The sequence below is a fragment of the Blautia glucerasea genome (genome assembly GCF_013304385.1).
Taxonomy (GTDB): domain Bacteria; phylum Bacillota; class Clostridia; order Lachnospirales; family Lachnospiraceae; genus Blautia_A; species Blautia_A ammoniilytica.
The window spans coordinates 81,287-93,134 of the sequence record NZ_JAAITU010000007.1; the positions used below are offsets into that span (position 1 = coordinate 81,287).

Annotated in this window: 9 protein-coding genes; 8 read left to right on the top strand and 1 reads right to left on the bottom strand. The window is 44.6% G+C overall.

Going from position 1 to position 11,848, the window contains the following annotated elements; all coding sequences use genetic code 11:
* Window positions 1–22: 22 nt before the first annotated feature.
* The 7 genes from G5B11_RS04830 to G5B11_RS04860 all read left to right on the top strand — a co-directional run bounded on the left by G5B11_RS04830 (window position 23) and on the right by G5B11_RS04860 (window position 8,682).
* The gene (locus G5B11_RS04830; RefSeq protein WP_416797838.1) at window positions 23–1,126 is read left to right on the top strand and encodes a glycoside hydrolase family 172 protein; all 1,104 of its coding nucleotides are present in this window, start codon (window positions 23–25) and stop codon (window positions 1,124–1,126) included.
* A gap of 125 nt (window positions 1,127–1,251) precedes the next feature.
* Entirely contained in the window at window positions 1,252–1,932 is a 681-nt protein-coding gene (locus tag G5B11_RS04835; protein ID WP_158422808.1) for a response regulator transcription factor, read from the top strand.
* The gene (locus tag G5B11_RS04840) at window positions 1,929–3,458 is read left to right on the top strand and encodes a sensor histidine kinase (RefSeq protein ID WP_173727065.1); all 1,530 of its coding nucleotides are present in this window, start codon (window positions 1,929–1,931) and stop codon (window positions 3,456–3,458) included. The genes G5B11_RS04835 and G5B11_RS04840 overlap by 4 nt, the downstream gene beginning before the upstream one ends.
* Before the next feature lie 238 nt (window positions 3,459–3,696).
* Window positions 3,697–5,001 (top strand): SPFH domain-containing protein, encoded by a 1,305-nt coding sequence (locus G5B11_RS04845; protein ID WP_158422807.1) that lies wholly within the window; start codon window positions 3,697–3,699, stop codon window positions 4,999–5,001.
* A gap of 30 nt (window positions 5,002–5,031) precedes the next feature.
* Window positions 5,032–6,105 (top strand): hypothetical protein, encoded by a 1,074-nt coding sequence (locus G5B11_RS04850; RefSeq protein WP_173727066.1) that lies wholly within the window; start codon window positions 5,032–5,034, stop codon window positions 6,103–6,105.
* A 16-nt stretch (window positions 6,106–6,121) separates the two neighbouring features.
* Window positions 6,122–6,946 carry a TPM domain-containing protein gene (locus tag G5B11_RS04855; protein ID WP_173727067.1) on the top strand — a complete coding sequence of 275 codons (825 nt, stop codon included), beginning with the start codon at window positions 6,122–6,124 and terminating at the stop codon, window positions 6,944–6,946.
* A gap of 71 nt (window positions 6,947–7,017) precedes the next feature.
* Window positions 7,018–8,682, top strand: coding sequence for a glycoside hydrolase family 13 protein (locus G5B11_RS04860; protein ID WP_173727068.1), 1,665 nt, complete (start codon window positions 7,018–7,020; stop codon window positions 8,680–8,682).
* Here the strand turns inward: G5B11_RS04860 and G5B11_RS04865 are convergent.
* Entirely contained in the window at window positions 8,603–10,408 is a 1,806-nt protein-coding gene (locus G5B11_RS04865; RefSeq protein ID WP_173727069.1) for a helix-turn-helix domain-containing protein, read from the bottom strand. The two genes, G5B11_RS04860 and G5B11_RS04865, sit on opposite strands and share 80 nt — an antisense overlap.
* Before the next feature lie 470 nt (window positions 10,409–10,878).
* On the opposite strand from G5B11_RS04865, the gene G5B11_RS04870 reads away from it, so the two are divergent.
* Complete coding sequence (locus G5B11_RS04870) at window positions 10,879–11,727, top strand: hypothetical protein (protein ID WP_173727070.1); 849 nt, start codon at window positions 10,879–10,881, stop codon at window positions 11,725–11,727.
* Window positions 11,728–11,848 lie beyond the last annotated feature (121 nt).

Genomic DNA, 11,848 nt, shown 5'->3' on the forward strand with positions numbered 1-11,848 from the left:
TGTGTTCTGATGACAGGAGGCGCTGATGAATTTATTTGGGAATATTTTTCCTTATGGGAAGTTTGGCAGTTCCCGTGCCATTAATGGGGAAAATCCTACGGGAGAAAAGGGTAAAGGAGGAATGGCATCGGGAAGCCTGGGCAAAGGCCGAAAAGGTCATCCATGCCTTACTGATATTGCACCAGGCAGTACTACAGTTCTGGCAGATATACATGGGTGTGGGGTAATTAATCATATTTGGATTACAGTAGATAACAAAACCTCTCAGGGTGACTGTTTTGTGCTTCGGGACCTGATACTTCAGATGATCTGGGATGAGGAAGAATATCCAGCTGTAGAGGTACCATTGGGGGATTTCTTCTGCTGTGGTTTTGGGAAAGAATGTATGGTAAATTCTTATCCCATTGCAGTAGTGCCGTCTCGTGGACTGAACTGTTATTTTTCTATGCCATTCAGGAAAAGAGCACAGATCCGCTTGATCAGCCAACATAAAAATCCTGTGCCAGCCTTTTTTTACCAGATTGATTACTGTTTGTATGATTCTCTGCCGGATCCAGTATTTTATTTTCATGCAAAATGGAACCGGGAGCCTGTAACCTGTAAAAAGAAGGATTATACCATTCTGGACGGGGTTCATGGAAAAGGCATTTATGTAGGAACTTATATTGCACTACAGACACTGGAACGGTATTGGTGGGGAGAGGGAGAAGTGAAATTTTATTTGGATGGAGATAAGGATTACCCTACTATCTGTGGCACCGGAATGGAGGATTATGTGGGCGGTTCCTGGAGTTTTGCAAGCCCGGAACCTGGTAAAATGAAAGAACAGACCTATTCCACTCCTTTTCTTGGATATCCTTATTATTCTGCCCATGATGATCTGACTACGCATCCTTATCATAACGATGACTGTCCTCCCATGCGGGGAATGTACAGATTCCACATTCCGGATCCCATATATTTCCAGGAAGATATCCGCGTAACTGTACAGCAGATCGGAATGTCCCATAATGGATTGTTTGAGCGGCAGGATGATGTGTCCAGCGTGGCATATTGGTATCAAATGGAGGGTGGGAAGAACCGGTATGAACCGCTGCCACCAAAAGAGGAACGGTGGCCCAGATAAAATATTACTTGTGGATAGCAATCATATCCCTTCACACAAAAGTCACAAACTCGCCTTGAAATGCCCACAAATCAGTTATATTATATATTTATAATTTTTGGGGCGGATAACAAGGAGGTTTATAAATGGATACACTTAAGATTCTCGTAGTGGATGATGAAAGCCGTATGAGAAAGCTGGTAAAGGACTTTCTGTCAAAGAAGAATTTCCAGGTGCTGGAAGCCGGTGATGGTGAAGAGGCCATGGATATATTTTATAAAGAAAAGGATATTGCATTGGTGATCCTGGACGTGATGATGCCGAAGATGGATGGCTGGGAAGTGTGCAGGGAGATCCGTAAGGATTCCAAAGTGCCTATTATCATGCTCACTGCAAGAAGTGATGAAAGAGACGAGCTTCTGGGTTTTGATCTGGGAGTGGATGAGTATATATCCAAGCCATTCAGTCCCAAGATCCTGGTGGCAAGGGTAGAGGCGATCCTGCGCCGTACAGGGCAGGGCAGCCAGCAGGATGTACTGTCAGCAGGCGGGATTGTGATTGATAAGGCTGCGCATCTTGCTACTGTAGATGGGAAGGCTATGGATTTAAGTTTCAAAGAATTTGAACTCCTCACATACTTTCTGGAGAATCAGGGCATTGCCCTTTCCAGAGAGAAGATCCTGAATTCTGTATGGAATTATGACTATTTTGGAGATGCAAGAACCATTGACACCCATGTAAAGAAGCTGCGTAGCAAAATGGGTGAGAAAGGGGAATACATCAAGACAGTTTGGGGTATGGGCTATAAGTTCGAGGTGGGAGAATGAAATCACCAGGTAAGCATAAAAAAGCCGCAAAAGCCCCAAAACTGCACACTATGAAGCATCAGATCACCTTTACTTTTATAGGGCTTCTTTTACTGTCCGTGCTTGCAATTACGTTGATCAATGGAATTTTTCTTGAAAAATACTATGTGTCACGGAAGAAAGAGGTTTTGCTGGAAGCCAAAGAGGTTCTGGCGCAGATCGATGTTGATGAAGTGGTCCATGATGACGGTACAGAAGAGGAATTGCCTTCGCAAATCGCACAGTCAGGTTCCAGAAATAATCTTACCTGGGTATTGATCAACAGCGATAACACCAAGTATATCTGCTGGCCGGAGAATGAGGATCAGCTGCGAAACAAGCTGTTTTTCGGGTATGCAAGCAATCTGGATGATGACAAAGTAAAGAGCAAGATCCTGGAATCCACTGACGACTATGTGGTACAACAGGTACATGACCGTTTTGTGGGTATGGATTATGTAGAATGCTGGGGCGTTTTTGATAATGGGAATTATTTCCTGATTCGGAGTCCGCTGGAAAGTATCCGGGAAAGCGCTGCCATATCCAATAAGTTTTATTTCTTTGTAGGAGCGCTGATCATTATTGCCAGCGGTATTGTGATCTGGCTCGTAACAGGAAGGATCACAAAGCCGATCAGCGAACTGACTGAGCTGTCAAGAAAAATGTCAGATCTGAATTTTGAAGCAAAGTATGAAAGCCATGCAGGCAACGAGATCGATGTTCTGGGAGATAATTTCAACCGGATGTCCGGCCAGCTGGAGACTACTATTTCAGAGCTTAAATCTGCTAATAACAAGCTTCAGAAAGATATTGCAGATAAGGTTAAGATCGATGAGATGCGTAAAGAATTCCTGGACAATGTATCTCATGAACTGAAGACCCCCATTGCCCTTGTACAGGGGTATGCAGAAGGACTGAAGGAAGGGATCAATGATGATCCGGAAAGCATGGAGTTCTACTGTGATGTGATCATGGACGAAGCATCAAAGATGAATAAGCTGGTGAAAAATCTTCTTACCTTGAATCATCTGGAATCCGGCAGGGATGAGATCGTGATGGAACGCTTTGACCTGACAGCTTTGATCCAGGGGGTTCTGTCCACCATGGATATTATGATCCAGCAAAAAGAGGCAAAGATCATTTTCGAGGAAGAGAAGCCAGTTTATGTTTGGGCAGATGAGTTTAAGACTGAGGAAGTAGTTACCAATTATGTAAGCAATGCCCTAAACCATCTGGAAGGGGAACACGAGATAGAGATCAAGATCCTTAAAGAAGAAAGTACAGTAAAGGTTACAGTCTTTAATACAGGAACGCCTATACCGGAGGAGGATATTCCCAAGCTGTGGAATAAGTTCTTCAAAGTGGATAAAGCCCGCACCAGGGAATATGGCGGCAGTGGTATTGGCCTTTCTATTGTCAAGGCGATTATGGAAGGCATGAACCAGAAATATGGAGTTGTGAATTTTGATAACGGAGTGGAATTCTGGTTTACCCTTGACAGAAAATAGTATCTGACAGAAAAAAGCATTTGACAGGACAGGACTAAAAAGATCTGAAAAGACAGAGCCTGGAATTTATCCGGCAGTGACAGCATAAAAGGAAAGCAGAGATATTTGTTCTGCTTTCTTTTTTTATGCGTTTTTTGAAAAAATTAAGGAAAAATGCATTTCATTCAAATAGGTGATGAAAAAAAAAGGAAAATGAGGTAAAATAATAAATAATAACATTTTTACGGGAGGTAGAAGTATGGGATTACTTAAGGCTGGAATAGGTGCAGTTGGAGGCGTGCTGGCAGATCAGTGGAAGGAATATTTTTATTGTGAAGCTATGGATCGGGACATTCTTGTGATGAAGGGCAGGAAACGGACTGGGAAAAGATCTTCCAATAAAAAAGGAGATGACAACATTATTTCCAATGGCTCTGTGATCGCAGTTGCAGACGGACAGTGTATGCTTATTGTGGATCAGGGCAAGGTAGTGGAGGTGTGTGCACAGCCTGGGGAATTCGTCTATGATACTTCCACAGAACCAAGTATTTTTTCTGGTGATCTGGGAGAAAGCTTGAATAATACCTTTAACAAGATCGGACAGAGATTTGCATTTGGCGGAGATACAGGGAAAGATCAGAGAGTATATTATTTTAATACAAAGGAGATTATGGATAACCGTTTCGGAACTCCTTCTCCTATCCCATTTCGGGTGGTAGACAGAAATATTGGTCTTGATATAGATGTGTCTGTACGTTGTAATGGAGTATATTCCTACAGGATCACTGACCCCATTCTGTTTTATACAAATGTGTGCGGCAACGTTTCTGAGGAATACACAAGAGAGGAACTGGACAGTCAGTTAAAGGCGGAGTTCCTTACAGCATTACAGCCTGGTTTTGCAAGGATTTCAGAGATGGGGATCCGTCCGAATGCGATTCCGGGACATTTAATGGAACTGACAGATGCTATGGATAAGATCCTTAGTGAGAAATGGCAGGGACTGCGCGGTTTGAAGATCGTAGCAATCGGCATGAATCAGGTTACACTTCCTGAAGAAGATGCTGAGATGATCAAACAGGCTCAGAGAATGGCTATTTTACAAAATCCGTCGATGGCAGCAGCCACATTGGCAGGAGCACAGGCAGAGGCAATGAAGATGGCTGCTTCTAATCAGAATGGAGCCATGATGGGATTTGCCGGCATGAATATGGCATCTGCACAAGGCGGTATGAATATGCAGGGGCTTTACCAGATGGGAGCACAGCAGAATATGGCAGGGATGCAGCAGGGAATGCCTGGGGCACAGCCATATATGGCAGGGATGCAGCAGGGAATGCCTGGAGCGCAGCAGAACATGGCAGGGATGCAGCAGGGGATGCCTGGTGCACAGCAGACTGCGCCAGGAAGCTGGCAGTGCCAGTGCGGCACGATTGCAACTGGGAAATTCTGTCCGGAATGCGGTTCTCCAAGACCGGTTGTACAGGATCAGTGGACCTGCTCCTGTGGCACAGTAAATAAAGGGAAATTCTGCCAGGAGTGCGGAAAGAGCAGACCTTTTTGATGCACTAACACAGGGAAAGGAGACAACCGGATGAGTGATGTAATGGAATATAAGTGCCCGGCCTGCGGTGGGGCTATGGAGTTTGACAGCAAGACACAGCAGTTAAAGTGCCCATACTGCGATACCCAGATCAGTGTGGAAGAATGGGAAAGACAGAATGCAAAAGACCAGGGAACCGCTCAGTGGACATCAACAGGTAACGAAACCTGGTCCCAGGAAGAAACCCAGGATATGAAGGTTTATGTGTGTCAGTCCTGTGGAGGTGAAATTATTGCCGAACAGACTACAGGAGCATCTTCCTGTCCTTTCTGCGGGAATAAAATCGTTGTAAAAGGTCAGTTTGCAGGAGATCTGAAGCCGGACCGCATCATACCTTTCAAGCTGGATAAAAAGGCAGCAAAGGAATCTTATAAGAACCATCTGAAGGGAAAAAGCTTTTTGCCTTCTGTATTTGCAAGGGAAAATCATATTGATGAAATAAAAGGAGTATACATTCCTTTCTGGCTTTTTGATTCAGATATTCATGCAGATGTTTCCTACAAAGCAGAAAAGATCCGGGTATGGGAACAGGGCGACATGGAGTATACCGAGCGGAAATCCTATGATGTAAAACGAGGCGGGAATATGTCTTTTTCCCATTTACCGGTAGACGGATCCCGCAAAATGGATAATACCCTTATGGAATCCATAGAACCATTTGATTTTGCAGAGGCTGTTCCGTTTCAGAATGCTTATCTTGCAGGATACTTTGCAGATAGGTATGATGTGGAAGCCAAAGACAGCCAGGAACGGGTTACACAGCGGATCCGTAAAAGTGCAGAATCAGCCATGAGTCAGGATATGGAGCATTATACTTCTGTAAATATGGCGCACAGTGATATACATATTTTGAATGCAGATTACATGTATGTGTTATATCCGGTATGGCTTTTAAGCACCACATGGAATGGGGAACACTATCTTTTTGCCATGAATGGTCAGACAGGAAAGATGGTAGGAGATCTGCCGGCTGATAAACAGGCATTCTGGAAATATGTGCTGTCCAGAGGCGCAGCCATCGGCGCTGTCCTTTATGGACTTATGTGGCTGCTGATGCTATTATAGGAGGGGGGACAAGACAATGAGAAAAAGAATTTGTAGAACTGTAACTTTATTTCTTGTGACTGTTCTCACCACTATGAGTGCAACACAGATCATGCCTGTGAATGCAGAAGAGGTTCAGGAACACGGAGCCCTTCTGGTAGATAATGCTGGGATCCTGGAAAAAGAACAGTATGAAGAGCTGGAAAAGAAACTTGAAGAGGTAAGCTCGCAGCAGGCCTGTGATGTAGTGATTGTTACGGTGCCGGATCTGGAGGGAAAGGAAGCCTCTGTATACGCAGATGATTATTATGACCTGCAGGGATATGGACAGGGACCAGATCTGGATGGTATCCTGTTTCTGCTGGATATGGGAGACAGGAACTGGGCTATCAGTACCAGCGGCTTTGGGATCACTGCATTTACAGATGCAGGACAGCAGTATATCATCGAACAGATTTCCACAGAACTGAAGGATGATGATTATTACGAAGCATTTGAGGACTTTACCTCTCTTTGCGATGAGTTCCTGACACAGGCGAAAACAGGAGAGGCATACGATACCGATCACCTTCCCAAAGAGACCCCGGGCCTTTTCTGGATACCGGCAGATCTTCTGATCGGTCTGGTAATCGCACTGATCATTGGGCTTATCAAGAAAAGCAAACTGACGTCTGTAAGGCAAAAAGTAAGTGCACAGGATTATGTGGTGCCAGGCAGCATACGGCTTACCACCAGACAGGATCATCTGGTGAATTGCATAGTTACAAAGAAACCGATTGAGAGACAGGAAGAGAATTCCGGCAGCACTACACATACTTCCTCCCAGGGGAAAACCCATGGAGGATCCAGCGGGAAATTCTAAGAGAATTGCAGTACGATTCTTATCCAAAGACATTCTTAAAGATTACTAAAACAGAAAGGAAAAGAATATAAATGGAAAAAGCATGGTGGAAAGAAGCGGTTGTTTATCAGATTTATCCCAGAAGCTTTATGGACAGCAATGGAGATGGGATCGGAGATATCAAAGGGATTACATCCAGATTGGATTACCTGCAACAGCTTGGGATCAGCGTGATCTGGTTATCACCGGTTTATCAATCCCCAAATGATGATAATGGATATGACATCAGTGATTACCAGGCGATCATGACAGAGTTTGGAACGATGGAGGATTTTGATGAAATGCTCACAGAGGCTCACAAGCGTGGGATCCGGATCCTGATGGATCTGGTGGTGAACCATACCTCTGATGAACATAAATGGTTTGTGGAAAGCCGTAAGAAAGAAGACAATCCTTATCATGATTATTATATCTGGAGACCTGCAAAAGAGGGAAACCTTCCACCTAACAACTGGGGTTCCGTTTTCGGGGGTTCTGCATGGCAGTATGATGAAGAGCGGCAGATGTACTACCTGCACCTTTTTTCAAAGAAGCAGCCAGATCTGAACTGGGACAATCCCCAGGTGCGAAAAGAAGTTTTTGATATGATGAACTGGTGGTGTGAAAAGGGCATCGATGGTTTTCGCATGGATGTGATCAGTATGATTTCCAAGACAAAGGAGATGCCGGATGGAGAAACCCACGGCGGTAAGTATGGAGACTTTGGGAAATATTGCATCCATGGCCCAAATGTGCATAAATATCTGAAAGAAATGAATGAAAAGGTGCTTTCCAGATATGATATTATGACAGTTGGGGAAACAGCAGGAGTTACTGTTGAGGAAGCCCAGAAGTATGCTGGCAAAGATGAGCATGAGCTGAATATGGTATTTCAGTTTGAACATGTGGACGGAGGCAAATACGGGAAGTGGACGGATGAACCCAAGCCATTAACAGAGCTGAAACAGATCCTGTCAAAATGGCAGACCCAGCTTTATGGAAAAGCATGGAACAGTCTTTTCTGGGATAATCATGATCAGCCAAGGGTAGTATCACGCTATGGCAATGACAGTAAGGAGTACAGAGAAGTGTCTGCGAAGATGCTGGCTACCTGCCTTCATATGATGCAGGGAACGCCGTATATATACCAGGGAGAGGAACTGGGAATGACCAATTATCCTTTCAAGACCCCGGCAGATTTTCATGATATTGAAAGCATTAATGCATACAGGGAATGGTGTGAAAGCGGAAGCTTAAGCCACGAGATATTCTGGCCATGCCTTACCTTTATAAGCAGGGATAATGCCCGTACTCCGGTACAATGGGACGACAGCCAAAGTGCAGGCTTTACCACAGGAACGCCCTGGATGCCTGTAAATCCTAATTACAAAGAGATCAATGCCAAAGCAGAGCTTCAGGATCCCCAGTCTGTGTTCTATTATTACAAAAAACTGATCCAGCTCCGGAAAGAGTATCCGGTGATCGTATATGGAAAATACCAGCTGCTTCTCCCTGATGATCCGGATCTTTTCGTATATACCAGGGAACTGGAGAAGGAGAAGCTTCTGGTTGTATGCAATTTTTCAGGCAAAGAACAAAGCATTCAGCTGCCAGAAGAATTTGTAAATGGCAAATGCCTTATTTCCAATCTTCCGGGTCAGTATGATCAGCAGCAGGTGCAGCTGAAGCCGTATCAGGCATTTGTGCTGTATCGCTGATCGGAATGACCATATTTTCAAATGCATGCAGCATTTTCGGATGACGGATCAAAAAGTGCATGGCAGGAGCTTTGTTTTTGGAAACCATGACCCAGCTGCCTTTGTGGATCTGGATCTGGATATTGGAAAAAGCAGTTTCTGTGGTCAGGCGGCAGGTATAATTGGGATGGCATTCCTGGAATTTTTTAAGAAGCAGCAGATGCTTCTGATAGTCTTCCCAGCTGTAGAAAATGTCCTTTTCACAGAAAATACCTGACAGGGAAAGCCGCATGGGAGATCTGTGGAATTCTTCTTCTGTAAGAAGGGGCATCTCCTCTGTGATGGTATCTCTGGAAAGGATCTGCAGTGCCATTTCCAGCTGTTCTCTGGCATGGGACAGGATTTGCGTCCGCTCTTTGGAGGTAACCTGATTGTGATCCATGATCTGGCAAAGCAGGGCTTCATCTGCTGTGTAAAGAGGCAGTGAGGACAGGATCCCATACCGGCTGCCGCCAGAAGCAATATCCGAATGTAAAAACGCATGATAAAGAGAACGGGAATCCTTACCGTAGATCTCCATCAGGGGCAGGGCCTTGGATAACAGGTGCTCTGCTCTTTTTTTATAATAAGCAACTTCTTCTTTATTATTGGTAAGATAATACCGGCCATTTTCGTGAAAACCTGTAATGGCTTCGCCGGAAAGAGCCGCACTGCCGGATACCTTCAATAAATGGGAAAAGGTAAGGTTGGCAGGAGTTTTCAGATAGTAGGGGGAGATCTGGCCGGTCATATACATGGGGATCCAGCTTTCAAGTCCCAGCATCATATCTGTAAAGGATCGGTTCAGACAGTGGATCTGATTCAGATGCAGTCCTTTCTTTAACATCATGGCCATGCCAAACATCCATTTTTTCGGGAAATCCGGATCTTTTGCCATTTCTTCCATAGGCATGTCGCTGTACATGGTCACAGCTTCCATGGATTTGGAAAGAACTGTGGTTTTCAGAAAAGCCAGTTCGCTGTCCATCATTTCAGACAGACCGTAATAGGATTTTGAAATGGGAAACTGGAAAGGTACAGAGGGTACTTTCATTTTATCAAAATGAATCACACGGATGTACTCGTTCAGGTCAAATTCATCCAGCTTTCGGAGAAAACCTGAAAGATCGTCTTTCTCTTTATTTTCACCCTGTATCAGCCACTGGGAAAGAGTTTCAAAATATGCAGTATCATCCATAAGCTTCTGAGGATCGCAGCCGGTAAGGCGGGCAACCATAGTACGGTGGGAGGCTTCCGGATATCGTTTTACTACAAAATGAGCGGTTCCTTCAGCGAAAAGCCGGGGATCGGAAGGCGTCCGCTGGCCATTTCTGATTCTGGAAATATAAGATGAGTCATAATTCAGTGTACGGGCCAGATCAGATACGCTGATAGAAAGACTTGACAAAAGGGCGTGAAAATTACGGGAAAACCGGTTCTCCAACTGAGGATTCATATCTGCAGCAGTGGAAAAAGAATCTGCAATTTTTTGGAATGTAAGATCGCTTTGACCGTTTTCGACAGCAAGCTGAGAAATTGCCTGGCATAGAAGTTCAAAATGCTGTGAATCCGGGGAAGGGGTGCGCTCACCGGAACGGTAACGGCTGATGGTAGCACCGGAGATGCCGGAATAACGGGAAAGCTGGCTGGCTGTACAGCCCAGTGCATCTATGTACTGGTTCAGAATTTCTTTAAATGAAGCTGGCATATTTATGGACCTCCCTATAGAAATCAACACATCCCTCTTTTATGCTTATATCGGGGCGTGTCCCAAGGTCATTTCCCCTCCCTTGTGCAAGCACAGGTGGGATCAGACCTTTTGATACTGGAATCATTATATATAAAATCAGCAGGTCAGTCAAACTTACGTACTGAGCGTCCTGGTAGATAATAGTTGTGATTAATGAAAAATAATTTTCATACGGGCCATAAAAATACGCGAAAAACATGTTTTTCTACGTGAATGACTTGCCAAAAGATTGGAATTATATGGTATAATATACAAAGACCAATTATGATCTTTGGACAAAGTATTGAATCAGGCCCTGTGATTCGGGCACAGTTATGGAAGGTTTGTGAAGATTTACTTAGGATGAAGATCATAGGCCCAGATGTATTCACACATTCATTAGATAACATCAGGGTCAAAATGGTTATTTTTATAAAAGGAGGAACGATATGGCAAATAAGAAGAAATTTACTGCTCGGGCGTTGGCCTGCCTTTTGTCTACAGCAATGGTTCCAGGTTCTCTTCCTATGGATGTGCTTACTGTTTATGGAGCAGAAGCAGAAGAGTTCTCAGACGGAAAGACAAGCGAAGCGGATATCACACCACTTGACGCGGATGCAGTGGACGATGCTGTTGAGACAGCAGACTTTACATCCGGCAGTGAGGTGACAGCGGATGTTGTTTCCGAGGAAGCATCAGTAGATGTGCAGAGTGCGGATCCGAATTTTAACTACACACTCAGAGAGACAGAGAAAACACTGAAGGTTGGAGATACAGGAAGTGTTTCCGGTACAGCTATGTTGAACAGCAGTGTAGTTGTTCCCACAACAGTTACCTATGATTCATCCAAACCGGCAGTGGTTGCAGTAAATCCGCATACAGGATTCTATGAGTGCATGGCAGAGGGGATAGCTGCTATAACAGCGACTGTGAAGTACACAGATCCTTCCAGCAGAAAGACTTATCAGACAGTTAATACCCTGAACATTACTGTTACAAAGGATGCAGAACCGCAGCTGACCGTGACAGTGAAGCAGCCGAATGTATCCGTAGAACTGGATGCAAAGGCAGATGCAATTGCTGTTTATGACCTTAAGAATAATGTGACAGTAGAGAATGCGGACACTACAACTTATACGCTGAAGGATGCAGCTACAGGAAACACAGCTGCAGCAGACGCAGCAGTTGTGGATACTACTGCAGGGGTGCTCACATTTAAGAAAGCTGGCACGTATGTTGCTACTGTTACCGCAACAGGGAAAAACAGTGATGGCACTGCAGCAACGAAGGACATGTAGGTTGTTTTTGAGGTAACCAAGAAGACTTCCGCAGCAGAGGATTTTACATATGAGATCAGCGAGCTGCAGAGAACACACACAAGAGGTGAGAGTGGCAGTGCTGCTGGTACTGCGCTTCTTG

Coding starts and splice junctions, on each gene's coding strand:
- G5B11_RS04835 (WP_158422808.1), top strand. CDS start 1,252: ATGGATACACTTAAGATTCTCGTAGTGGATGATGAAAGCCGTATGAGA.
- G5B11_RS04840 (WP_173727065.1), top strand. CDS start 1,929: ATGAAATCACCAGGTAAGCATAAAAAAGCCGCAAAAGCCCCAAAACTG.
- G5B11_RS04845 (WP_158422807.1), top strand. CDS start 3,697: ATGGGATTACTTAAGGCTGGAATAGGTGCAGTTGGAGGCGTGCTGGCA.
- G5B11_RS04850 (WP_173727066.1), top strand. CDS start 5,032: ATGAGTGATGTAATGGAATATAAGTGCCCGGCCTGCGGTGGGGCTATG.
- G5B11_RS04855 (WP_173727067.1), top strand. CDS start 6,122: ATGAGAAAAAGAATTTGTAGAACTGTAACTTTATTTCTTGTGACTGTT.
- G5B11_RS04860 (WP_173727068.1), top strand. CDS start 7,018: ATGGAAAAAGCATGGTGGAAAGAAGCGGTTGTTTATCAGATTTATCCC.
- G5B11_RS04865 (WP_173727069.1), bottom strand. CDS start 10,408: ATGCCAGCTTCATTTAAAGAAATTCTGAACCAGTACATAGATGCACTG.
- G5B11_RS04870 (WP_173727070.1), top strand. CDS start 10,879: ATGGCAAATAAGAAGAAATTTACTGCTCGGGCGTTGGCCTGCCTTTTG.